Here is a 23,091-nt window from a genome sequence, read left to right on the forward strand (position 1 = left end):
TCACTTATTTGGCTGTGTGAAATACATCCAGGAGCAGTCCCGTGTTCTCTTCCCCATCCGCTTCCCAGCTCGTAGCAAATTTGACACGGTGAGAAACGCCCAGCAAGTCATATGCTTGTACGAGATGCTGTCTCGCCGAACCCACAATCAAGCTGTGTAAGAGAACTTGTTTATGCTGACCCAAAGAGATGAGTTTTTCTTGGACATAAGGAGAAATGCCCCCAATTCCATCCGTTACCATGACAAAATCTGCTCCACGCCACGCTTGTTCCTTTTCAACCAGCTCGATGGCTCGCTTCATCGGGGCGTCAAAGTGAGTCCCACCGCCAAACGCCATTTGCGCCAGGCCGTAAAAGGCAGGCCAATCTGGCTTTTTGTGATAGAGCGGTTGCTCTTTGATCTCGCCTTTTGCCCCGAATAAGAGGAGGATAAAATCACGCTTTTCCAGCATCGAGAGGGCTGCAAACGTCATGAGGAAAATTTGCGCAAGCCGCAGCTTACTTCCGCGCATTGAATGGGATGTGTCGAGCATGCAGATCACCGGACCTTTTGGCGGTTCTTCTACCCATCCCGCGGTATCGTAGGTCATGAGCTTTTGCTCCAGCCATTTGAGCATGAAGTAGTTCTCGAAGTCCGGATCAGCGAGAAGCACTGCTTCACCTGGCAGCATGTGTGCAATATCCCCCGATTGCCGCAAATCATAGTATTCCTCAGGAAAATGTCTGGAGCGAATTTCTTTGCGCTTTACACGAAAGCGATGGACTTGCCTGCCTACCTCGTTCAGAAAAGCGACCAGGTCAGGATGGCGCTTCAATTTCTCAATCCATTTCAAATACTGCTCAAAGCTTTGCCTGCGCAGCTTACCTAGCTCATGTCCCCAGCTTCGGTTGGCAAAACGCTGACTGGCCGTAAATACCTCTTCAACAAAAAGCGTATCGAGTTCTTCAGCGGATAGCGTGGCCTTTAACGATTTCTCCAGCCATTGTCCCAGCTCTTTTTCAAAAGCGGCGATCGCTTCCTTCTCTTGCTTTTGGAGTCGATCCAGCTGCTTTTCCCTATGAGCCAGATCACTCTCCAGTTTTTTCACCTTTTGCAGAAGCTTGGTCCGCTTCGTGAACTGTACTTTCATTTCTTCTTGCAGCTCAGTAATGCGATTTTGCAAAGACAATACCTCTGCCCGCACTAAAGGCTTGGTGTCCATGGCCTCTTGCTTGTCTTCCACGACCCGCTTCCCCTGTTGAAGCGTATAACCAACTAACTCGAGCTTGGCCTTTTGTTTTTCTGTCAGCAGTTCGGAAAGCTGAGCTTGTTGACTTCCTTCCTGGCCTTGTTGGTCTTTCAAGCCAGTTAAAAGCGGAGAAAGCCGTTGATCCTTCTCCCGCTGCTTCACTTCCTCGGAAAACGTCTCTGTCAGCCACAGCAAGGCCTTGATTGCGGTTTTGAACGACGCACTTTCCTGCCCGACTGTCCGAGGATGAATCATGCGTGTAAAATACTGCTTCATGAGCGTACGAATCATCCAATGATGAAAAGGAGTGGATTCTTGCGTCAGATCGATCTCCGGCTTTTCCAAATAAAAGACGAGGAAAAAATCGGCCAAGAGCTCTAAATCAAACCACGCTGCTCGTGCCCGCGCCTCATGAACCCATTCCTGAGCGGTACGCGAAGAGGCGAGGTACGTTTCAAATACATAGCGATCAACACCGCTAGCGCGAATGATCATACGAACTACCCCCTACAACGTAAAATCATAATCCGCCCCGGGGATTTCCTTGTCAAAAATCGTCCGATATGTGCGCTGTAGCTGCTGCAAAATCCGTTCGCCTTCAATTCGCAGGTACGAATATTTGACCGCGTATTTTTCTACATGCGGAATCAAGCGGTTTTTTTCCAGGACATAGGCATGCAAATCGTGCTCCCGCTTCTCCCACTGAATGAGACGATTACGCAAGTCTCGCGCCGTCTCTTCCACCTCATCGCGACTCTCCTCCAACAACCGGACATTGCGCTCCATCGCTTCCTTGCCCAGCTTTGCGCCCACTTCCTTTTTAAACTGGAACGCATGCAGCTCCGATTCTTTTTCCTTCCATTTATCTGCAATTTGTCCGAAGCGTTGGAGTGGCAATTCGTTCTCCATATCATTCTTCAGCATTTCCGTAAATTGTTGTTCGAACGCTTCCTGCATGACCGTCGAGTCCTCAGGAACATTCCACAGCATATGCGGAGTGAAAACCGTGTCCCAGATTGTCACCTGCTCACGTCCATGCAAGGCAGCAGAAGTACGCCATACATGCGCGATTTTGCTCCAGCGACGGTCGGAGAGCACATACTCTTTTGCTTCCAGGTCTTGTTTTAGACGGTACAAGAAGTAAATGATGGTTTCTGGAATGACCACTTGCTTTGCTGCCGCTTGAATATCCTTCACGTCATACAGAGAGAACACAACGGGAAGAGGCGTCGTTGGCAATGAAAACATGCGCTCATAGCTTGCAGCATGCTTCAAATAGTGAACCTCATAGCGGAACAGGAAGCGGTCATAAAGAGCAGTCAATTGATCATCGTCATCGGGAAGTTCGTTCGATGCAGCGATTAAGAACTGCAACGGAACCTCCTCTTTTTCTCTGCCATTGAAATAAATTCGTTCGTTCAATATAGAAAGCAACGCATTCAGAATCGCGCTATTCGCTTTGAAAATTTCATCCAAAAACGCAAACTGAGCGTTGGGTAAATAGCCTGCTGTTTTTCGTACGTATTGATCCAGCTTCAATTGTTGAAGGGAGACTGGACCGAATATCTCATCGGGCGTCGTAAAACGGGTAAGCAAATACTCGAACCAATGTTCCGATCCAAAAAGCTGAGAGACAGACCGTGCTAGCTGAGACTTGGCTGTTCCCGGTGGACCGATTAACAAAGCATTCTCCCCGCTCATGATGCCGAGCATTAAAAGGCGAATCAATTCACTTCTTTCCAGGAAACGGCGCTCCAAAAGCTCAATTGCCTGGTCCATTTTACGTTGGATGGGTGTAGTCGAATTCATCGTAGTTGGCTGCACGACGGACTGGTTAAGCACGTCGATGTGCCGATCCCCCTCTCTTGCTTGGAACCCAAATATTCGTCATTCATTAATAGTGGCATATCATGGACAAAAATGCCAGTTTTCCAGTTGATCCACTCGTCCTCTCTAGGGTGTGCGTTCACCCATGGCCTATTTTTCGCATATGTTGTGACATCAAGGTACTTTCATCGGAGTAACGAAAAAGGAGGGTGCGACATGGGAATCGAGCTTTTGTGGATACATGGTGTGTACGTCTTGTTCGTGATCGGCATTATTCTCGTGATGGTTTTGCGAAAAGATACGAGTTTGATCAGTATCGTGGGCATAGCGATCCTCGGCTTCGTCGCGACAGGGTCTGTGACAACAGCCGTCGGCGGAATATTCGGCAGCTTCATCTATGCGATTACCGAGCTATTGCCGACGATTTTAGTTATCTGTATCATCGTTGCCATGAGTCACGTTTTGACAGATACGGGCGTAAATGAAACGATGATTCGGCCGATGACCCATTTAGTTCGAAATCCTACATTGGCTTATTGGGTTATCGGGATCGTCATGATGGTCATTTCCTGGTTTTTCTGGCCTTCTCCAGCTGTCGCACTGATCGGTGCTGTCATGTTACCCGTGGCATTGCGCGCTGGCTTACCGGCGATGGGTGTCGCTGTTTCGATGAACTTGTTCGGACACGGGATTGCACTGTCCGGTGATTATATTATTCAAGGGGCTCCCACTTTAACGGCAAAAGCCGCAGGAATTCCTGTCTCGGATGTAATTTCAGCCAGTGTCCCTCTCGTTATCATTATGGGTGTCGTGACGACTGCAATTGCATTCTGGTATTTGAAAAAAGACATGAAGCTCGGCGTGCTTGCTTCCCCCAAAGAGACAGTTGTACCCGATGCTGTTTTTACTTCCACACGAGTCCCTTTGTCAGATGGCGTGCGGCGTACGTTGGCTGGACTTGTGCCGGTATTATTTGTCCTTGATGTCGTGGCCATGTTTGCTTTTGATTTACGCGGAGGCGATGCAACGGCGCTTGTGGGCGGAACCGCCTTGCTCATTCTCATCATCGCAACGATGCTTGCGCACAAGCAAAGTGGATTCGAGCAAGTAACCACACATCTCATCCAAGGCTTTCAGTTCGGCTTTAAAGTATTTGGGCCAGTCATCCCGATTGCTGCTTTCTTTTATATGGGCGACAGTGGGTTTATAAAGGTGTTTGGGGAAGTCCTACCGCAGGGCTCCCACGGAATCGTGAATGACCTCGGCGTAGCGCTTGCACAGACGATTCCCATTAGCAAGGAAGTAGCTGCTCTCACTGTATCCGCAGTAGGTGTCATCACAGGGCTGGATGGCTCAGGCTTCTCCGGGATTACACTAGCTGGCTCTTTGGCCCAACTATTCGCAACTGCTTTGGGTGCCGGTGCGGCTACGTTAACAGCCCTTGGACAAATTGCCGCCGTCTGGGTCGGCGGTGGAACGATCATTCCTTGGGCATTGATTCCAGCTGCGGCGATTTGTGGCGTAGACCCTTTTGAGCTGGCGAGACGAAATCTGTATCCCGTGGCGATCGGACTTTTGGTGACGACAATCGTAGCGATGTTTCTTCTGTAAAACGTCGGTATCTATACGAAAAAGCGAATGGTCACGTGCCATTCGCTTTTTTCCATAGTTGGGTTATGAGATAGACAAGTTTTCTCATTCTGTTTTTCTCCGAGACTCATACACTTGTACTAGCATCTATTTGGATGGGAAAGGAAAAAACCAGTATGAAGTTGTGGGGAAAAAGTATTCAGGTCGCAGCAACGTACATTGGAACCGTCGTAGGCGCCGGGTTTGCGAGCGGTCAAGAAATTCTCGCGTTTTTCACCGCCTACGGCCATGCCGGAACAATCGGCATCCTGCTCGCCACATCTCTTTTTGTTTGGCTGGGCTACAAGATGATGCTAATCGCTCATCATTTACGTACACCCTCCTATGAATCCTTTAATCAAAAACTGTTTGGACCGATGATCGGTCGTACGATGAATATTTTGGTCTTTCTCACCCTTTTTGGCGTAACGACTGTCATGTTGGCAGGAGCGGGCTCGGTCTTGGAGGAGCAGTTTGACATTCCGTATATGGTCGGGACCACAGCCACTGTTCTGTTTGCCCTGTTGATTCTACGAAAAGGGTTGGAGCAACTACTCGTCGTGAATGCGATCGTCGTTCCGTCCATGGTATTGTTCGCTTTGCTCATTTTGCTGGATGGCACCGCAGAATCTCCCATGCCGCTCTCACTCCCATCCGATTACTCCTTCTTATGGAAAACAGTCTTATACGTGTCCTTTAATCTAGCCATGGCCCAATCCGTTCTCATTCCGATCGGCTATGCGATCCGCGACAAGGTAGTGTTGCTTCGGGCAGCCGTCATTGGAGGGGTCGTGCTTGGATTCATGCTCCTCGTCGTCCATACTGCGATGTTGGCTAACTGGGACGATGTCCGTCTTATGAATATCCCGATTCTTTTCGTAACAGATCAATGGAACGAGTGGCTCCAGCTGTTCTTTGTTTTCGTACTCTATTCCGAGATTTTTACCACACTGATTTCCAACGTGTTCGGGATTGGTCAGCAGCTGCGTGAATTATTGGACGTTCCGGAATCGCGGCTTTACTTGTATTTATTCTCTACTTCTTTCGTATTGTGTCTGATTGGGTATAGTCAGCTGCTCATGTTTTTGTATCCGTTGTTTGGGTATTTGGGGTTGTCTACGCTTTGTCGGATTTCGGTTCCAGGGACTATTCCTCGGCATAGATTTTGATCGTGAGCCTGTCATTCGGGGAAGTTTCTAAGCAAGAAGGTCTAAAACTTATCGTTCGGTTTTGAGAAGGGGACACAATCTTGCTAAAAGTATTACCCCCGAGAATTTTTTAACAAAATGCAAGATACCGCCATTAAACACGAACAAAAAACCGATATGTGAATTTAATGTACGTAAATAATCTAAACCTTTCACTATTCCAACATCTGAGCGGGGGTAATTTTCCGCGTGTGAATGATAAACGTCAAACAAATCAGCGAGAGCACCTTCCATAAAAAAGGTAGCGTCTTTCTCGGGATCGTAGTAAGGTCCAATCACACGAACTTTGGTTGGCGTGTTGAGCCATTTTCGCACCGATTCTGGTTGCTCACTAGTCTCCGACAACACCGCTTCCGCGAATTTTACTTCCAGTCGCTATCTTTCGATTTTATAGGAATAAAAAAAGAGTGATCGGACCATGTCCTTCACTCTTCGCCTTCATTTATTCCAATCCCGCAGGTTTTTCCCTTCCATCCAACGGATACCAGCGAAGTACATCACGCGGAGGGCTTGCCAACCCTTCCTCTAACAAGACACACTTCCAAATTTCATCACCCGGCCCGTCGGTTGTATCGCCGTCATTGATAACAGGACCATTCTCGTATACATAGTTCGATATATTACGCAGAAAACTCGCGACCTCATTCGGATCGTAGGCATCCCCATTAAATACCGCCTCATGATCGATCACATCCAACTGCTGCATGCCGACGGTATCCATCAAGATCCATCCTTCCGGAAGATTGAACAACCGGACATTGGACCACAGCTCTAGCGGAAGGAGCTGTATTTGCTCATATCGCAGATTCAGCTCTTGCATCAGCTCAGCAGACGCGAGGCATTCCCCATTCGGATTAAAAAAGCAAAGGGATTCCGGCATTTTCAACAGCGACTCAGCAATAGCAGTGACAGTAATCAACTCCGGGAGCGCTTCATAATCCTCAGGCAGTACAGGAGCCTGATCGTTTGACTCCCCCAACACGAAAGAAGAGCGAATACGGATAAACGCTTTGTGCTCGGATGCGGCTTGCCCCCCTTCGGGATATCCCCACGATTGCTGAACTGCCCGCTCCAGGCTATTCGAGAACGTAAACGGTCCGAAAAAGCCCATCGACCAAGCGCCAAACAGCATTGTGTCTTCTGCCGGGTCTCCCATACTATCCGGCCAAGGCTTATCGACGACATCGACCTGGATATACCCGTTTACTTCTGGACGATACGGAATAAGCAAGCTAGGGCCGCTGAACACCCATTGGTCGAACGTTTCCTTGATGCTGGCAATTTCGAATTGATCCTTGAGCATGTCTGCTATTTTGTGAATCGGAACCGCCGTTGACAGCAGTACGGCAAGTCCTTGAGAATACATACCTTTTGGCATATCGTCATCTTCTTTCCATTGTATTTTTCTGAATCAGGGCGTACTTTACGTAACTGTAAATCCGATCGCTTGAAGCTCCTTGATCGCGATTTCCAGATCAATTTCCGGATTCAGCTCCGTAATCATTTCTTCGGTAATGGCAGTATTTGAAAACGTATAACCAACTACATCAAGCGGGACCTTCACCTCGTAATAGGCCTCTGCCCACTCTACATAGTCTTCTGGAATATCATATATCATCCCAAGCAAAAAATCTGATCCATCATCCAGCCCTTGCGGATTATGTATGTCTCCCGTTTTCCACACGTGATCAGTAGATTCTCGCCATAAGCAAAATGTAACGTCCTCCTTGGTAAACGCTTCGTCATCGAGTCGATGAAGCAAAGCGGGAGGGACTTGCTCATAGATGCCAGGCCAAACCTCGTATTCTTCCCTGGCATGTGGACTCATTTCCGATTCATGATCGAATCCTTTAACAATAACGCCCTCGGTGGTGAATAGAATGTAAAGATCGTCGCCTGAACCGTTGCTAACGCTCGCGAATGTTGTATTTTCATCCCATTCTGGATCGAACTGATATCTGCGCAGCCACTCCTCTTGACACAATACGATATCAAGTGCGCTTAGAATTAGCATGTGCTGTTTTAATGCGTCGGGCTCCAAGAAAGGCTTAGGCCAAATGCTCATGTTGGATTCTCCTTTAGGTTTTCAGATATTGTAATAACCCATCTGTAATCCCAATGCAAAAAACACTCCACGGACAGCTTTTCCTTGCCACAATCTGGACAAACTAACGCAAGACCGTGATCAAGCTCCTCATCGATAGGCATAGAAGGCATTTTCTCTGAACATCGGTGACAATCATAGCTGTTCTTATATGTATCGGTATCTGACTCCATTTGCAAAAAGGTGGCATTTAGTAGATAGTTGCATTTCTCGCAAATATATAAACCTTGAAAGCGAGCTATTGTACTTTTTCACTATGCTAAGAATCGATCCAGCAGACTAAAACACAAATTCACCAGCACCACCACAATAACAGCCCGGACACTAGTCCCACCCAGCTTCTTTGTCTCTTCTAGATCAAGCGTTGTATGTTTACTGTGAGCTTTTTTAATTGTTTGCACTGCCGAAACATAGTACAAAAAATTGGCTGTTAATGCGAAAAGCACTCGTTGAGTAATTGCGAAGACAATGTATATTTCATAAAAAGTAGCATCATCAAGTCCAACTAACCCCAATAGTAAACCTACACATAGATTCACAGAATAAATAATGGTTGCAAACAGATACATCTTTCGGAAGGCAAACCATGCTTCTCCAAAAAGTGCAGCTCCCCAATTCCATGAGAACCCTTTTGTACGCCACACATCCAGATAGTACTTATGGTGGTGGACATAAGCAGATAAAAAATTTAGCGTTAGTTGAGTGTCCAAGTATTCCCCTCCAAATCTATCGTGCTTTTCTAACCGATTATTGTAATCTGCCAATCCACATATCTATCTGTTCATTCCCGAAAATGATTGGTTGGACACCATACCGTGGTTTATTTACCCAAAATTCTCCAATCTCCATCACGATATCGATTGCCATCTCATCTGTTTTTGTAAATAAATCGTCTTCATCTGATCTCCATCTTGACCAAAACAGCCAACACCACTTTGCGACTTCTTCATGGGAGAGTATTCTCGTTCTTGATTGTTCAAGTAGTTGACAAAGACTCTCTTTGCTATGAGGATATTGCCCCAGATTGATCATGTAATACAGTCACTTCCATTTATGTCGGATTCAACCCCAAAGCTTCAATGCCATTGAATTATACCAAAAATAACCAACCTATTCGACACCGAACCCGATTTTGTATATTTTATCCCTCAAAGGACAGTTGCTTGCGTTAGATAACCAGACAAAAAGACACTAGTAGAACGACTCTAGTGTCTTTTATCCAATATGTTTCCGTATAAACCTTGATTTTTACATACACACTCCAAATTTCACTTTCTTTCTCGAGCATCCTCTATTATTCGTTTTGACTCAAATAGTCTCGAAGCTTGCCGATCATTTTCTCATCCACATCAAAAGCATAGTGAGGCTCCAATTGTTTCCTCAATTTGTCCGCCAGCAGCAGCGCATGTGTATAGGCTTGTTCCAACTCGTCTTTCCGTAACCTTGCTGTGATCAATGCATATTCCTTGTAAGCTTCTGGACTCAAGTCTCTCTCCAAATTCTTCGTGCTGTTTAGCCACCGCTCTACATTCTGCTCATTAATTCTAAGGAGCTGCAACATATACTTTTGAACATAGGCTAACACCTCTAAAGATCGTGCGAGTTCTCCTCTCCGCAACACGTTTATGCCCAACAACCAAGCGTTAACAAAGTTATGGAAAGCAAAGGAAACATTTTCATCTGTCATTCTCTCTGGGCCTTTGCCCCCTAAATAATCCAGATATTCTCTCAGCATCCCTGTGTTGTCGAAAATAAACATGGAGTTTGTATCAGGGAAAACTCCCGTCGGCTTAAAAAATCACGACTTCGGTTCCGTATTCATTGAAAAACATCAAATCGTACGGAGCGATGTTGGCAACCCATTGTTTGGATTGAAATGTCCCAAATGAAGGATCGTCGATAAAAATATAAAACTCAACATCCGAGTATTGATCTCCCTCTCCCTTCGTAAAGGAGCCGTACATCATGCATGATGTGACTTGGGTATCTTGCTTACAAGCTTCTTGAACCGCTTCGATAATCTGCTTCTGTTTTAACATTCCACACACTCCTTTTCAAAAATTTTACAACAGTTTTTTCTTTCGGTATACCGTCTGCCTAATTTTTGGAGAGCCCTTGACTTTCACATTAGCGTGAACGTTTAGACTACGTTCAGAAAGATAACTCATTCACTCAGGGAGGAACAGAAATGAAAAACTATACAGGGAAAAAAGCAGTCGTAACTGGAGGTACACATGGTATGGGCTTGGCCGTGGCAAAAGCATTGCTGGCAGGCGGCGCGGAGGTCATCGTCTCTGGCCGCAATCCGAAAAATGCGGAAGAAGCAAAACGTGAGCTGGGCGAACGGGCACATGTTGTAGTGTCTGATGTATCGAGCATGAAGGATGTGCAAGCATTCGGAGACTATGTTGGAAAGTATTTTGGCAAGATCGATTTTCTCCATGTGAATGCAGGCACTTCCATTCTGGAGCCTTTTTTGGAAGTCACTGAGGAGACTTACGATCAGATTTTTGAGGTAAATACGAAAGGGGCATTTTTCACCGTCCAGCGCTTGGCGCCGCTTATTCATGAAGGCGGTTCGATTGTATTTACATCTTCCGTAGCAGATGAAGGCGGCTACCCCGGCATGAGCGTATACAGTGCATCCAAAGCGGCATTGCGTTCCTTGGCCTCCGGGTTTGCGGTAGAGCTGCTGGACAAGGGGATTCGCGTCAATGTCGTGAGTCCCGGCTTCATTGATACGCCTTCCATGGGAGTTGCCAGTTTCACGGATGCAGAACGAGCTACCTTCCAGGAGCTTGGCGATAAGGTTACACCAATGAAACGTCATGGTTCATCAGAAGAAGTGGCGAAAGCAGTGCTTTTCCTCGCCTTTGACGCTACCTTTACGACTGGTGCGAGACTAACTGTGGATGGTGGAATCGGACAAAGCTTACATTCTTTGTAAAAAAAACGGCCCCGAAGCAGCTGATCGCTTCGGGGCCGTGCCTATGAATTAATTCGTAACCTTTTTTCCACGGGTAATGGAAATTTGCCTTTCCAGCGTTTTCTTCCACTCTTGGAGTGCCTCAATCTGTTCGTTCACTTTGCTGAGCTTTTCTTCGTAAATCGACAGCATTTCCTCGCAATATTCGTAATCGTCGGGAGATGCCACTTCCCCTCTGAACAACGTTCTGATTTCATCCGCTGTTAACCCCAGCTTCAAGTACAGTTGAATCATCTTGACGCGCTTGACTGCCGATTCATTGAAATTGCGGTAATCATTTTCCAGTCGTTCTGCCTGTAGCAAGCCCTTTTCTTCATAGTGGCGAATCGACCGGGTACTGACATTGGTTAATTGGGATAATTCGCTTATTTTCACGCAGCAAAGGACCCTCCTCGTATGAGAATGCTATCCCAATTATATGCCAAAATGTCAGGGTATCCATATCGTTATTGATTACGAATCTATGCTTGTCTTTTCGTTGTTTTTTGACCTTCTTTTGACGAAAAGCAATGTCGCGCCCATCAGCATCACGAATAATGCTACTACGGCAAAAGGCAGATACTTATTCAGCTGGTAAAGGCTTGTGCTGAGAATCGGTGCGATGACAGCGGATATTCCTTGGACCGATGCCACAAGTCCCGCTACGCCTCCTTGCTGTTCACGAGCAACGGCAAGGGAAGCCCCTGCCATAAATCCTGGCATCATAAGCCCAGCTCCAACACCAAACAAGAAAAATGCCACGTAATAGACGATCACATTGATGAAGAAAAGAAAGAGACACAAGCTGATGATTAAGAGCACTGCCCCAAAAAGAATGAGCGATCTTGGTTGCCATTTTGGATTTTTCATTTGCAGTCCTTGTGTAACAATCATCGCTACACCAGAAATCATAAGGCCTACTGAAATCATTCTGGCGGTTTCCTTTGTTGTCAAAGACAACTGATCCTGGAAATAAAACCCTCCAACGACTTGTAAGGTGATAATGCTGAGCATCGTTGCCAATCCGGCAAACAAATATAAGGGGAGACCTTTTTGAAACGGATTCACTTTGGGAGCTTTCTCGTGAATAATGGGTTTTTGAGCTGGAATCAAGAAGCACACGATGCCTAATGCGACAAGCGGCAACAGTGCACCAATGTATAACGGCCAAATCAAACCAATCAGTGCAAAGGCTGCCGCAATCGCTGGACCTAGAACAAGACCCATCCCATTGGCTGCACCGATTAAGGCCATTCCTGCCGCTCTACCATTTTCGCTCGTGATATCCGCTATATACGCCTGCGCTGCAGAGGGAACCGCTGGGATAAACATACCGATCAATCCGCGTGCCACAATGAGCAATACAACGAGAAGCCCGCCACTTATTACCTGCGATAATCCTGCGTACATGGTCGCTGTGAACAGGACATAACTCACAAACATTCCGAGGAAACCAATGACAATGACCGCTTTCCTTCCTTTGAGATCGCTTAACCGCCCCCAGACAGGTGCCATCACCGCCATTGCAATAGAGCCGAGAGAAATAATGATGCCAGAGTGAATTTCACTGAGGCCTAATTCACGTATAAGCGGCGGCATTACGGGGGCAATAATCATCAACCCCACCATCGCAACAAATACACTCAAAAATATACTAAAACGGATTCGAAACATCGCACATCCTTCTCCTTCCAAAGCGCACGCTTTTTAATAAAAATCGTAAAAGAAATGCGTGATCGCTACTACCTAGGAACGGAGAGTTTATGCCCCGAAACGGATTTTGTTTGTCGCTTCAACTGGAAAAATCAACTGGATATTTTTCAAGTAACGGTTTAATTTGGGCCATATAAACATTTCTTTTTGCATCATACCAAATTATGTTACAAAATGAGACTACCAGTAAGCATGCACTAACGCTACCGGAAGTCTCATCTGCCCTTCTTCTATGTTTCTTTTCCTACAGCTGTACTACCATTTTTTCTTAGGTGGACATATCGGTTTGCAAGGTGGCGGAAATGTCGGTTTTGGAGGATGTGTCGGTGGTGGTGCCGTTGGAATAGGAACTTGTTGATCCTGCAAAACCTTCAGACCAAGACGCAGGACGATTTTTTCACGGACGGTTGAGAATGTTTTGGTTGTGTCTTTGCACCGCTTACTTTCCAAACCGATGTCTAATTCGGTGAATTCCGTGAATACCAGCTCACAATACGGCCTCTCGTTGTAAATTTTTCGGTTGCCGAACAAACCTACGTTAACCTTTGCCGCATGACCCGATTTATTCAAATATTCTCCGTGTGACTCGAAATCTGGTGCCAGTTGCAAAGTCGGTCCTGTAGCCGGAAAAGTAAGATCTGTACAGAAATCGAATGGTATCAGCGCCGTTGTATGCCGTACATCACCACATACAGCTGTTCCCGTAACTTGATCAACTGTGGTGTACTCGATATTTTTGCGAATAAAACCACTGACGAACAATTTTGCAGACAACGGGTTGAATGTAGGAACCAGCTCACATTGCTCCAAAATGACACTCTTTAATACCCGAATGATCTCTAGTGCAGGCCTCTCTAAATGGACATTCGCCTCCACACATACGACAACAGCGGTTTCTGCCAACGTTACAGGTACTTTAATGGTTTTAGGAAAAATGGTTTCGGTTGAAGCCATTCCGAACACACGGGCGTTTTCCACCGTGCAGCTATTTTGCGTTACTTGAGTTTGGCCACATTTACAGCCATCGCCATGTATACCCATTATTACACTCTCCTTTTCAAACACCTACTCTCTTTATATTATATGGACTAGATTCAATATGGATTTGGCTGATGCCAAGCGTTATCTGCCCTTTTTTCTAGAAAAGACTGTTTACCTTTTTCGCTATGTATGGAGGCGGAACGGGAACCAGCTGCTTCCGATACCACCATACACGACCGCTAATGGTTGCCAAGCCGCTGAACTCCTTCCATTCTGATTGCGAATGAGTGAGCGGATCTGCCATAAGGTTGATTTGCCATTCTCCCGTCTCTACCCATCTATTCGTCGGACAAGCTGGTGCTGTGAGGAGAATTGCGCTTGTTCCTACGTTTGCTTTCGGTAAGGAGGCTCGTAATACTGTCGAGTTAAATGGAATGCGAATCGTTTCGTGCTCTAATTTTTCCGAATGGACAGTGACCCCCAAACCCTTGATTTCCAACTCACCAGATACCCAGATAAGCTTTTTGCTATCATCGTGGCGAACGTGCTGGACATCGATCTTACTTTGACATTCCACCTCTTTCCAATCAAGCTTCCAGGGCACGCGTAAGGAATGGACCCACTCTACGTCCCAGATTTCTTCCAGGAAAGCAACCTGCATGAACGATTGACCCGTTCGTTCAACGTATACTACTTTTGCTTGAATCAGTTCTTCCTGGGCCCTGTTGTTTTCTTGCGGAAGATCCTTGGTATCCATAGGGGTGGGAGTGGGAGTGGAATGAGGAGAGACGTGTTCGGTAGCTATCTGGTTGGCAGGAGGCCGTCTCGCATGATTTCTTTTGCCCTTAGCTTTCTTGGAGCGATACATTTTCTGCTTATCCATGGCACCTTCTTGAGGCTGCATCTGTTCCTTTGGTGAGACAAAGAGGAGCGGGAGTGATGCACTCGACTTTTTCAAGGACCCTCGATGGTTTAGAATTGGTCTTCTATTCTTAGGATTTTTCTTGTCATTCGGCATTTCCTCACTCCCCTCCATCAAAATACTCCTCCCTTTATCCATACGTGATCGCCCGTCTGGTTGTATAGACACTTGCCCTTTCGCTAAACAATTCGTCTTCCCCTGACAAAAAAAGAACAACCCTTTCCCGAAAAAACCGAGAAAAAGACATCCGCCCTTGTAATGGATGTCTTGCTCACTACGATTATTCATTGCTGAGCTTTTCTTTTATCAGGTAACGGCATTTCACTTGTCCTTCCGTCATACACGAAGTACGTTCTACATGCGCGTCTACTAGCGACTCAAACAAGGAGAGCTCGCATTTACATGCTTGGCGATAGCGAATGGCGACTTGGAGAAGAGGACAATTTGCTTCTTCAAGCGTATACAAACCATCTTTGATTTTTTCCAAGTGAGGCATGTATCCTTCTTCATTTTGTATGCTCGCCAACGTTTTCACTCGCTGGTCAAAGCCTTGACCTTTCATTACCTCTCGATAGTTTTGTAACATCCGTGCCTTCCGCTTCTCAAATAATTGATCGACGAAAGCTTCCCCATACAACTCCTGAATCCCCGCCACCATCTCTGTAGCCAAATCGCTGTAGTGACGCGGAAATAATTGTTCAGCAGTATTCGTTAGATGATACACATAGGCTGGTCTGCCTGTTCGTTGGCGAACGAGTCGAGATTCGATATACCGTTCCCTATGCAAAACATCTAAATGCTTACGCACCGCGACTTTGGTTATGCCGAGACGCTTTGAAAGTTCCTGGACATCGACCGAACGGCGCTTCTTCAGCAACACTAAAATTTCTCGACGTTTTTCCTGTTCTTGAAAATAGACCGCTTGTCTGTTCATCGATGGACCTGCTTTAGCGTATTGCTTCGTTATACAAACGATTGACTTCCTCCCAGTTGACCACATTCCACCACGACGAGACAAAATCAGGGCGTTTATTTTGGTATTGCAAGTAATAAGCATGCTCCCACACATCTACGACCAATACGGGCGTTTTCTTCTCCATAAAAGGAGTATCCTGATTGGGCGTGCTCGTCACTTCCAACCTGTCTCCGTTGACGACGAGCCATCCCCATCCTGATCCGAAACGACTGACAGCTGCTTTTGTCAATTCATCCTTCATTTCCTCAAAACTTCCGAAATACTTGTCGATTCCTTTCGCAATATCCCCTGTTGGTTTCCCGCCGCCAGTCGGACTCATGATCGACCAATACAAGCTGTGTCCATAATGCCCGCCTCCATGATTTCGAACTGCCATGCGAATGTCTTCCGGGATATCCTCCAAGTTACTGATTAGTTCTTCTACTGATGCATTCCTGAACTGCGAGTAGTTTTCTAGAGCCTTGTTTAAGTTGGCCACATACGTTGCATGATGCTTTCCGTGATGAATTTCCATCGTTCTCGCATCCAGGTAAGGCTCCAACTCATCATAGCGATATGGCAGTTCCGGTAGCGTAAAGGCTTCCATTTCCTATTTCCTCCAATCTTGATTGTCGGTTACAAGCCTAGTTTACAAGATGAAAAATATTTTGTACACATCCAATTTTGTTTCCTTAATGCAAAACTTGATTGCGTATGAAGCTTGCATTGCAAACAACACCGCTATGTTGTAAAATATCGACAACTTATCTTTCCTGAAGGAAACAATTTTTCTTCAAGTCAAATCTTTGGTAGAGGAAGGAATATGATTCCATGAACGTCGTATTGGCAAAGGAACCGCTATATCCTGTTTTTCAGCCCCTGGTGCAACTGGCGACAGGACAGTTTTTCGGGTACGAAGCACTACTTCGCTCCTCTACACACCACTCGCCAGACTTTCTTTTTCGAAAGGCTCGGTCAGAGGGACACTTATATGAATTGGATACGTTGTCGATGAAAAAAGCAATTGAATCATACTTTACAAGTGTGACTTTTCACGATTATGTCCCGCTCTTGTTCATCAATGTGTTTCCTTCTACGTTGTTGAACCCTGCTTTCCTATCGTTTATTACCGAGAGTTTATACGGATCGTGGAATAGTCGAATTGTCTTGGAAATCAACGAGGCCAATGAAGAAGACAAGATGTGGGAGATAAGATTGTTGGGGCAAAAAATACGTGAGCTCCGTCAGCATGGATTCCTGATCGCATTAGATGATGTCGGCTCGGGTGCCGCGTCATTAAAAAAGATCGTGGAGTATGAACCAGATATCGTTAAGCTCGATAGGTACTTCGGCAAGCAATTGTCCTCCATGCCGAAAAAGCAAAAGCTCGTCTCGCTTTTTGTCCAATACTGCCAAGATCAGACTCAGCTTGTTCTGGAAGGAATCGAGGAGCCGGAAGACTTATCTGTCGCTTTGGCACTTGGGGTACCTGTTGGTCAAGGGTTTTTGTTGGGGTACCCAGAACCACTTCAAGCCACACAAAAAAGACGATGATAACTTTCTCATCGTCTCTCGTGTCTGACTATTTTTCTACTGGCTCCATGGAAGCGTTCAGTGCATAAGCCACATAGTTGTAGCCTTCACGTTGATAAGCTTCACGATTAATCCAGATCTCTAGCCCAACTAACTAACTCTTGATCTTCAAAATTATATGGATTCTTGTAAATATTAGAGTAATAGTACTCTGCTTCTAGTACGTCTCTAATTTTATTGAACGTATGATTGGTTGCATCAAATCCGTTACTGATTGGAGCAGTAAACGCGAGTGAACCATTATGAAATCCATCTAGAGAGCCTGAAAGTTCTCTTTTGACTATAGATTCAACTGCTTCTATCTTTTCTTTGATAGGCTGCTCTTTGTAAATTTGAATACAGAAATTTCCACCATGCTTTATTAATTCAAAATCTCCGTTGGGATGGAGTTTTATTGTATCTCCTTTCGCAAGGCCTAGTGCTAGCCCTGGAGATGCACGTAATTTGAATTTTTGATCGCTTAGGTCTTCTGCAGGAAGCTCTTCTAAAACTGTTCCCTGTGAACTTGTGCCAGCAAAAACCTTAATCAATGTTAATTTATCTTCCATACGATGCTCCACACCTATCTCTTTTGCTTTTCTTGCATTTTACTAGAATTGGCAAAAAAAAGACACTAACCTCTTGTTAGTGTCTTCTCATATGCTCGATGCGATGGGTAGATTTCTAAGGTGACGAGAATCCCCCCATATATGTAAAGCTTATCTCCCGTACCTGCACCTGCTGCCTGCCTACCGGACTTTCCAGCACAACAGAATCGTGTGGAGCCGCTAGCAGCAGTTGCCTGCCTATGGGCGATAAGAATGAAATTCTGTTGTTATCCGGGTCAATGTCTGTGGGATAAACCACAGTAAATGACTCCTCAAATTGATCTTCTTCAAATAGCACTTTTACACTGCTGCCTAATAAAGTAATTGCTTTAAGCGATTGAAAGAGTGCACTGTCTTCTTTGGCCAAAAGGCTTTCAAGTGTTTGCTTGTAACGCTCGACAATCTCATCGATGGCTTGTTTTTCTTTTCCATAGTTCCGTACATATTGATCGTAAAAGAGTGAATATTGCTCGTCAAAAAAGACAAGCTGGTTGATCAGATGATTTCTGGTGCCATTCAAAATACTAGGGTTCATAGTAGATTTCACCCCCCAGTTGCTTTTCATAGACATGTTTGATGAACGTAATGTTCTTCATCGGAAAAACCCTCCTTAAAAAAATAGCCCCCGAAGGGACTCTCATCATTGTATCAATAATTTCAAAATGATTCCATCGACTGTTTCGAAATGCTTTACAGAGGATGATCAAAACGCTCGCGCACTGGCATAAAGAATGCTTCCTCCACTTCCGTTGCAGGTAATGGGCGGCTAAAGTAATACCCTTGGATTTCCTTGCAGGCATTCTCCGTGAGAAAGTCTAACTGTCCCTGCGTCTCGATCCCTTCCGCAATGACATTCATGTTTAAATGCTTCGCCATGGAAATGATCGTTGCGACAATAGCCTGATCACTCGGATTCATCGTAATATCCGAAATGAATGAACGATCGATTTTTAGCTTGTGAATGGGCAGCAGCTTGAGGTAGCTGAGCGAGCTGTAGCCCGTTCCGAAGTCGTCCAGGCTAATTTTTACACCATATTCATTCAATTCTTTTAAAATTTCTGTGGAAAGTTCTGGGTCCATCATCATGCTTTCCGTGATTTCCAATTCCAAGTACTGCGGTTCGAGTCCGCTCTCTACCAGGATTTCTCGGATGTAGCCTACGAGATTGGGTTGGTGGAACTGACGAGAGGACAGATTGACTGAAACGGGAATCAAGGGTCCCCCCGCATCATGCCATTTCTTCATTTGCTTGCATGCTTCCTTCAATGTCCACGTGCCAATCTCAAAGATCAAGCCCGTTTCTTCCGCGATCGGGATGAACACACCGGGTGACAGGATTCCTTTTATCGGATGATTCCACCGAACAAGTGCCTCCACGCCAATGAGCTGATTGATCCCCGTTTGAACCTGTGGCTGGTAGTACAAAACCAGCTCGTCATTCTTTACCGCTTTTCTCAAATCCCTCTCCAGTTCGATACGCATCAACACTTGGTCATCGAGCTCATTGGTAAAAAACTGAAATCCGTTTTTCCCGTTTTTCTTCACTTCGTACATAGCAGCATCAGCATTTTTGAGCAATTGCTCCTCACTGCATCCGTGATCGGGATACACGGCTACGCCAATACTCGCCGAGACATAATAATCTTTTCCTTGCAAGAGATAAGGGATCTCGATTTCCTTGACCACCCGATCAGCCAACGTCGAAAACTTGTGATCGCCTTCAACATTTTGGCAAATCAGCGTGAACTCATCACCACCCATACGGGCAATCGTCACATCGAATCCTTCCGCACTTTTTTTGATCCGATCGCTCACTTCTTGCAAAAAACGATCCCCGTACGTATGGCCCAGAGAGTCATTGATCATTTTAAAACGATCGATGTCCAGTACGAGCACCGCAAATCGCGTACCCTGTTCGCTATTGCTAACAATCGCCTCCTGCAAGGCTTGATGGAGCTTCCTTCTGTTCGGCAAGCCGGTTAATTCATCGTGAAACGCCTGATATTCCATCATCGACTTGGCGCGCTGCTCCAGCATACGTGTCTGGTCTTCATAAGCCTCCAGGACCAATTGCTGCTCAAAGCTGAGCAGTTTCGTAATGGCTTGTGCCATTTTTTTCGAGTCAGGATAAACTTCTTTCCGATCATCTATGATTCGCATGAGTGTGCCTAACAGGTTTTGAAACGAACCCATGTACCACTTGGGAGCAAGCCCGATTTTTCGATGAACCATCGCAATCTTCAATCGTTTTTCAATGAAGGCAGGATCGATCCGGCCGTCAAACATTTCGATTAAATGATTCTTTAAGGTTTGACGTAAACGTTCAACAGTTGTGTGCTCTATCACGATTTGTTTCAAAGAGTCCACATGGAGAATCGATTCATAAAAAGAAGAAGTAATCTGCTCAATTTCAGTCTCAATGACAGGGCGAAACGCTGCGATTAACTGCAAATCCTCTTCCGTCAAGTTAATCATGTTCATTTGTGCGATAACTTCGGTGTTTCCTTCTATTACTATCCGTGCAGAATCGTCTGCGGGCGAATTCGACGGTTGGCAGCATGCAGCGCTGTTTTCTTTGGACGAATTTGATGACTTCTGCATTTCCATAGATTCTCCTTTTCCATAGAACCAACGTACGTATAGGCTCATGCTTATTCATAAATATACGTTCGACATAATTCTACATTGTCCTCCATGTTTATCCATGACAATGATGAATACTACCTCTCTGGGAAAAGGAAAGAGTCTGCACGATTTACGTACAGACTCTAAATGTTCCCGCTACTTTTTCAGATCAATCGGCTTTTCTTTTACCAGAGCGGCTACCAATTGCTGTTGCACCTCCGCTTCCACTTCTTTGAACGTTACTTTATAGCAGACATCTTCTTTTAGCCAAAAATAAGTGTGGTTGTCCTTCTCCGTTGGGCTACTCAGTGTATCATCGATTTTATACGGCTCTGTGCGGAATACTTCTTGTCCACTGATGTTCAAAGTGGTGACTGGCACTTCAAATTTTACCCCGTCTATTCTCTCAAAAGGGATCTTTTTTGTTTTTCTCATGTTTTCCACAATGGATTTGTCCTTAATTTGGGCAAACAGCACAATCGTTTTTGGTTTATCAGGATTTTTAAACATGATATGAATGGTGCGCTTATGTTTATCCTCTTCGTTTTCAGGGTAACTAAAATTGAGCTTTTTGTTAACATATGCTTCTGTCGCTTTATAACCGGAAGGCAGATTCAAAGGAAAAACGGGTGCAAAACCGATCATTTTTGAGAAATACTCCAGATCCTCTAAATCAAGGATGTCGTTATTCAGAAGGTCGTAATTGACGTACCTTTTTCTCAGTTCTTCATTTGGAGCTTGAAACGATTCAATGATTTTTACGATCTCCTCATTTTCTAAGAGGCCATATCCTTCGATAAAGTAATAGAGACCTTCTTCACTCCAGAAATAAAGTAGGTCTTGATCAACCGAACCATCACCAGAAGTTGTCTTTCTTTTGATAACTTTTACGGTTTTTCCATTCGCGGATAGGTCTTCTTCTGCTGAGAGTGTGGAGATGATACTACCGTCTTCCGATCTCACTTGTAAAGACTCCTGGGTCCTTTCGACTGTGCTCGTTTCTATTTTGAGCAGCCTGGCGTCGGGACCTCGGAAATAATGGACCACGCCGTTATCCGAAGGTTCAGATTCCTCGAAGCGATAGATATTGGTGTTTTGGTAGGTAACTTCTCGTGGCAAATAAGACGGAACTTTGAAAGGAAAACCAGCAAGTTTTTCAGCTTTTTCCAGCCGATTCGTCCCCTTGACGGGTGTTCCCCCAAACAAGGGGCGCATTTTTTCATCCTGTTTTACAGGCATCTGAAGTGTTGACGGCTCTGCTGCGTTTGTAAGTGTGACTGCACTAATAACTAGCCCGCATACAATGGCTACAGCTGACAACTTTGCGGAGCCTTTTTTGAACGTGGAAATCATTTGAATTCTCCTCTTCATTTGATCTATATGGTGAGAATGGTGAAAATAGAGCGGATACGGCATGGGTCTTTTCTCTGAAATCTGTCTCGCAAATGAAAGTAGTGTCATGCCATAGGGAATCGCTTCTTTCTCCCCCAGAATCTCCAAAACATATTCATCACACGCAAGTTCCATATCTGCCTTCATTTTTCGAATCCATACCCATACAAGCGGATTCATCCAATGGATTGCGAGTGCGATGGAGCCGATGAAGCTCCACAGCAAATCTTTGCGCTTGTGGTGAGCGAGCTCATGTGCGAAGACGTGATACAGCTCGGCATCTGACAACGATTGGTATACTTCCCGTGGACAATAAACCCAAGGTGAAAAGATCCCAGAGATTAGCGGTCCCTTCGCCAGTGTCCCTGTGTAGACAGGTATTTGCCTTTTCACACCAAACCTCACTCTGCACGCATTCATGATGGTCGTTACTCTTTCATCTGTCACTCGCATCAGAAAGCGTTCTTTGGTGTGCATGTTATACAGGTAAGCGAATAGTCTTGCCAGCAAAATGACTACGCCGATAAGCCACACTACCGCCAAAATCTGAATATAGGCAGCATGAGTGGATGCAGCGCCCATTTTATCATCCTCGACAGCTTCGACTTGCATGACCCCATCATTCTCTCCTTGTTCGACCAGGTCAATATTAGCGGGAATGACACGAGGTCCCGTTTGTGTCACTTCTGGTTCGATAGAGGTAAAGAGCGGCTGGGTGACCGATATCCCGTTACTCGCCCAGGAAATCCAGGTGAAGAGGCTAAAAGAACTCTCAGGTAGCACGGGAATCAGGAGACGTGCCAAAACGATGAACCATAACAAATGGTGCATGCGCCAGCTAATCGCTTGGCGAACCCCTTTTTTAATAGCTACCAACAAAATAGCTACCAGGCTTGCCCCCAGCGAGGCGTAGCACATCCACAAAAAAACTTGGCAGAGAAGCTCCATTTACAGGTCCCTCATCATTGCTTTTTCTTTTGTTTTTCCGTCAAAATTTTTTGCAGCTTGTCGATTTCTTCGTTGGATAGCTGTACATCTTCGAGAAAATTGGTCATCATCGTGCCTACTGCCCCGTTAAATACTCGTTTCAAAAAGGATTCGCTTTCCGCCCGTTTGCATTCATCTTCTTGGACGAGTGGGAAATATCGGTAGCTGCGGCCAGATTTTTCATAGCTGATTGCCTTCTTTTTGAGCAGCCTGTTCAAAAACGTGCGTACCGTTTGCTCTGTCCATTCGATATCGGCTGGTAAACGCTCAATGATTTGCTCCGCTGTCGCTGGATGATCTCGCCAGATCACCTTCATGATTTCCCACTCGGCCTCCGAAATTTTTGGAATGTTGCTCATCACGTCATCACCTCTT

The 23,091-nt window shown here is 45.5% G+C and carries 21 protein-coding genes and 1 pseudogene; 4 read left to right on the plus strand and 18 right to left on the minus strand.

The window, feature by feature from the left end; translation table 11 throughout:
- Positions 1–4: 4 nt before the first annotated feature.
- Positions 5–1,723 (minus strand): hypothetical protein, encoded by a 1,719-nt coding sequence (locus ACKKE8_RS16285; protein ID WP_409179048.1) that lies wholly within the window; start codon positions 1,721–1,723, stop codon positions 5–7.
- A 12-nt stretch (positions 1,724–1,735) separates the two neighbouring features.
- Entirely contained in the window at positions 1,736–3,037 is a 1,302-nt protein-coding gene (locus tag ACKKE8_RS16290) for an AAA family ATPase (protein ID WP_409179141.1), read from the minus strand.
- Positions 3,038–3,271: 234 nt separating this feature from the next.
- On the opposite strand from ACKKE8_RS16290, the gene ACKKE8_RS16295 reads away from it, so the two are divergent.
- Positions 3,272–4,666, plus strand: a complete 1,395-nt coding sequence (locus tag ACKKE8_RS16295; RefSeq protein ID WP_409179049.1) for a hypothetical protein — start codon at positions 3,272–3,274, stop codon at positions 4,664–4,666.
- A gap of 155 nt (positions 4,667–4,821) precedes the next feature.
- Entirely contained in the window at positions 4,822–5,853 is a 1,032-nt protein-coding gene (locus ACKKE8_RS16300; RefSeq protein ID WP_409174001.1) for a hypothetical protein, read from the plus strand.
- A gap of 481 nt (positions 5,854–6,334) precedes the next feature.
- Here ACKKE8_RS16300 and ACKKE8_RS16305 read toward each other — a convergent pair whose 3' ends face one another.
- The 5 genes and pseudogenes from ACKKE8_RS16305 to ACKKE8_RS16325 form a co-directional block, all read right to left on the minus strand.
- Positions 6,335–7,270: a DUF4261 domain-containing protein gene (locus ACKKE8_RS16305; RefSeq protein WP_409174002.1), complete on the minus strand. Its 936-nt coding sequence runs from the start codon at positions 7,268–7,270 to the stop codon at positions 6,335–6,337.
- Positions 7,271–7,315: 45 nt separating this feature from the next.
- On the minus strand, positions 7,316–7,957 hold the full coding sequence (locus ACKKE8_RS16310; RefSeq protein ID WP_409174003.1) for a hypothetical protein: 642 nt from the start codon (positions 7,955–7,957) through the stop codon (positions 7,316–7,318).
- 293 nt (positions 7,958–8,250) lie between these two features.
- Entirely contained in the window at positions 8,251–8,706 is a 456-nt protein-coding gene (locus ACKKE8_RS16315) for a DUF2628 domain-containing protein (protein ID WP_409174004.1), read from the minus strand.
- A 37-nt stretch (positions 8,707–8,743) separates the two neighbouring features.
- Positions 8,744–9,028 (minus strand): hypothetical protein, encoded by a 285-nt coding sequence (locus ACKKE8_RS16320; protein WP_409174005.1) that lies wholly within the window; start codon positions 9,026–9,028, stop codon positions 8,744–8,746.
- 262 nt (positions 9,029–9,290) lie between these two features.
- Positions 9,291–10,035: pseudogene (locus ACKKE8_RS16325) on the minus strand (nucleotidyltransferase).
- 149 nt (positions 10,036–10,184) lie between these two features.
- On the opposite strand from ACKKE8_RS16325, the gene ACKKE8_RS16330 reads away from it, so the two are divergent.
- Positions 10,185–10,943 carry an SDR family NAD(P)-dependent oxidoreductase gene (locus ACKKE8_RS16330; protein ID WP_409174006.1) on the plus strand — a complete coding sequence of 253 codons (759 nt, stop codon included), beginning with the start codon at positions 10,185–10,187 and terminating at the stop codon, positions 10,941–10,943.
- A 48-nt stretch (positions 10,944–10,991) separates the two neighbouring features.
- On the opposite strand, the gene ACKKE8_RS16335 is transcribed toward ACKKE8_RS16330, so the two are convergent.
- The 6 genes from ACKKE8_RS16335 to ACKKE8_RS16360 form a co-directional block, all read right to left on the minus strand.
- A complete protein-coding gene (locus ACKKE8_RS16335; RefSeq protein WP_409174007.1) occupies positions 10,992–11,357 on the minus strand; it encodes a MerR family transcriptional regulator in 366 nt (121 codons plus the stop codon).
- Positions 11,358–11,435: 78 nt separating this feature from the next.
- Positions 11,436–12,635: an MFS transporter gene (locus ACKKE8_RS16340; protein ID WP_409174008.1), complete on the minus strand. Its 1,200-nt coding sequence runs from the start codon at positions 12,633–12,635 to the stop codon at positions 11,436–11,438.
- A 294-nt stretch (positions 12,636–12,929) separates the two neighbouring features.
- Positions 12,930–13,715, minus strand: a complete 786-nt coding sequence (locus ACKKE8_RS16345) for a CsxC family protein (RefSeq protein ID WP_409174009.1) — start codon at positions 13,713–13,715, stop codon at positions 12,930–12,932.
- 97 nt (positions 13,716–13,812) lie between these two features.
- Positions 13,813–14,691 (minus strand): hypothetical protein, encoded by an 879-nt coding sequence (locus ACKKE8_RS16350; RefSeq protein WP_409174010.1) that lies wholly within the window; start codon positions 14,689–14,691, stop codon positions 13,813–13,815.
- Between the two features lie 166 nt (positions 14,692–14,857).
- Positions 14,858–15,511 carry a helix-turn-helix transcriptional regulator gene (locus ACKKE8_RS16355; RefSeq protein WP_409174011.1) on the minus strand — a complete coding sequence of 218 codons (654 nt, stop codon included), beginning with the start codon at positions 15,509–15,511 and terminating at the stop codon, positions 14,858–14,860.
- A 13-nt stretch (positions 15,512–15,524) separates the two neighbouring features.
- Complete coding sequence (locus tag ACKKE8_RS16360; RefSeq protein ID WP_409174012.1) at positions 15,525–16,139, minus strand: superoxide dismutase; 615 nt, start codon at positions 16,137–16,139, stop codon at positions 15,525–15,527.
- A 224-nt stretch (positions 16,140–16,363) separates the two neighbouring features.
- Here ACKKE8_RS16360 and ACKKE8_RS16365 point away from each other — a divergent pair, with 224 nt between their 5' ends.
- The gene (locus ACKKE8_RS16365) at positions 16,364–17,086 is read left to right on the plus strand and encodes an EAL domain-containing protein (RefSeq protein WP_409174013.1); all 723 of its coding nucleotides are present in this window, start codon (positions 16,364–16,366) and stop codon (positions 17,084–17,086) included.
- Between the two features lie 107 nt (positions 17,087–17,193).
- Here ACKKE8_RS16365 and ACKKE8_RS16370 read toward each other — a convergent pair whose 3' ends face one another.
- The 5 genes from ACKKE8_RS16370 to ACKKE8_RS16390 form a co-directional block, all read right to left on the minus strand.
- On the minus strand, positions 17,194–17,673 hold the full coding sequence (locus ACKKE8_RS16370; protein ID WP_409174014.1) for a DUF4265 domain-containing protein: 480 nt from the start codon (positions 17,671–17,673) through the stop codon (positions 17,194–17,196).
- A gap of 115 nt (positions 17,674–17,788) precedes the next feature.
- A complete protein-coding gene (locus ACKKE8_RS16375) occupies positions 17,789–18,247 on the minus strand; it encodes a GreA/GreB family elongation factor (RefSeq protein WP_047068594.1) in 459 nt (152 codons plus the stop codon).
- A 155-nt stretch (positions 18,248–18,402) separates the two neighbouring features.
- A complete protein-coding gene (locus ACKKE8_RS16380) occupies positions 18,403–20,313 on the minus strand; it encodes a putative bifunctional diguanylate cyclase/phosphodiesterase (protein WP_409174015.1) in 1,911 nt (636 codons plus the stop codon).
- 180 nt (positions 20,314–20,493) lie between these two features.
- Positions 20,494–22,677: a M56 family metallopeptidase gene (locus tag ACKKE8_RS16385; RefSeq protein ID WP_409174016.1), complete on the minus strand. Its 2,184-nt coding sequence runs from the start codon at positions 22,675–22,677 to the stop codon at positions 20,494–20,496.
- A 14-nt stretch (positions 22,678–22,691) separates the two neighbouring features.
- A complete protein-coding gene (locus ACKKE8_RS16390; protein ID WP_142496850.1) occupies positions 22,692–23,075 on the minus strand; it encodes a BlaI/MecI/CopY family transcriptional regulator in 384 nt (127 codons plus the stop codon).
- Positions 23,076–23,091 lie beyond the last annotated feature (16 nt).

It is taken from the genome of Brevibacillus fortis, from assembly GCF_046196545.1.
GTDB classification, from domain to species: domain Bacteria; phylum Bacillota; class Bacilli; order Brevibacillales; family Brevibacillaceae; genus Brevibacillus; species Brevibacillus fortis_A.

Coding starts and splice junctions, on each gene's coding strand:
- ACKKE8_RS16355 (WP_409174011.1), bottom strand. CDS start 15,511: ATGAACAGACAAGCGGTCTATTTTCAAGAACAGGAAAAACGTCGAGAA.
- ACKKE8_RS16390 (WP_142496850.1), bottom strand. CDS start 23,075: ATGAGCAACATTCCAAAAATTTCGGAGGCCGAGTGGGAAATCATGAAG.
- ACKKE8_RS16340 (WP_409174008.1), bottom strand. CDS start 12,635: ATGTTTCGAATCCGTTTTAGTATATTTTTGAGTGTATTTGTTGCGATG.
- ACKKE8_RS16350 (WP_409174010.1), bottom strand. CDS start 14,691: ATGGAGGGGAGTGAGGAAATGCCGAATGACAAGAAAAATCCTAAGAAT.
- ACKKE8_RS16365 (WP_409174013.1), top strand. CDS start 16,364: ATGAACGTCGTATTGGCAAAGGAACCGCTATATCCTGTTTTTCAGCCC.
- ACKKE8_RS16300 (WP_409174001.1), top strand. CDS start 4,822: ATGAAGTTGTGGGGAAAAAGTATTCAGGTCGCAGCAACGTACATTGGA.
- ACKKE8_RS16370 (WP_409174014.1), bottom strand. CDS start 17,673: ATGGAAGATAAATTAACATTGATTAAGGTTTTTGCTGGCACAAGTTCA.
- ACKKE8_RS16290 (WP_409179141.1), bottom strand. CDS start 3,037: ATGAATTCGACTACACCCATCCAACGTAAAATGGACCAGGCAATTGAG.
- ACKKE8_RS16345 (WP_409174009.1), bottom strand. CDS start 13,715: ATGGGTATACATGGCGATGGCTGTAAATGTGGCCAAACTCAAGTAACG.
- ACKKE8_RS16320 (WP_409174005.1), bottom strand. CDS start 9,028: ATGATCAATCTGGGGCAATATCCTCATAGCAAAGAGAGTCTTTGTCAA.
- ACKKE8_RS16385 (WP_409174016.1), bottom strand. CDS start 22,677: ATGGAGCTTCTCTGCCAAGTTTTTTTGTGGATGTGCTACGCCTCGCTG.
- ACKKE8_RS16375 (WP_047068594.1), bottom strand. CDS start 18,247: ATGAACCCTAGTATTTTGAATGGCACCAGAAATCATCTGATCAACCAG.
- ACKKE8_RS16295 (WP_409179049.1), top strand. CDS start 3,272: ATGGGAATCGAGCTTTTGTGGATACATGGTGTGTACGTCTTGTTCGTG.
- ACKKE8_RS16330 (WP_409174006.1), top strand. CDS start 10,185: ATGAAAAACTATACAGGGAAAAAAGCAGTCGTAACTGGAGGTACACAT.
- ACKKE8_RS16285 (WP_409179048.1), bottom strand. CDS start 1,723: ATGATCATTCGCGCTAGCGGTGTTGATCGCTATGTATTTGAAACGTAC.
- ACKKE8_RS16380 (WP_409174015.1), bottom strand. CDS start 20,313: ATGCAGAAGTCATCAAATTCGTCCAAAGAAAACAGCGCTGCATGCTGC.
- ACKKE8_RS16310 (WP_409174003.1), bottom strand. CDS start 7,957: ATGAGCATTTGGCCTAAGCCTTTCTTGGAGCCCGACGCATTAAAACAG.
- ACKKE8_RS16360 (WP_409174012.1), bottom strand. CDS start 16,139: ATGGAAGCCTTTACGCTACCGGAACTGCCATATCGCTATGATGAGTTG.
- ACKKE8_RS16305 (WP_409174002.1), bottom strand. CDS start 7,270: ATGCCAAAAGGTATGTATTCTCAAGGACTTGCCGTACTGCTGTCAACG.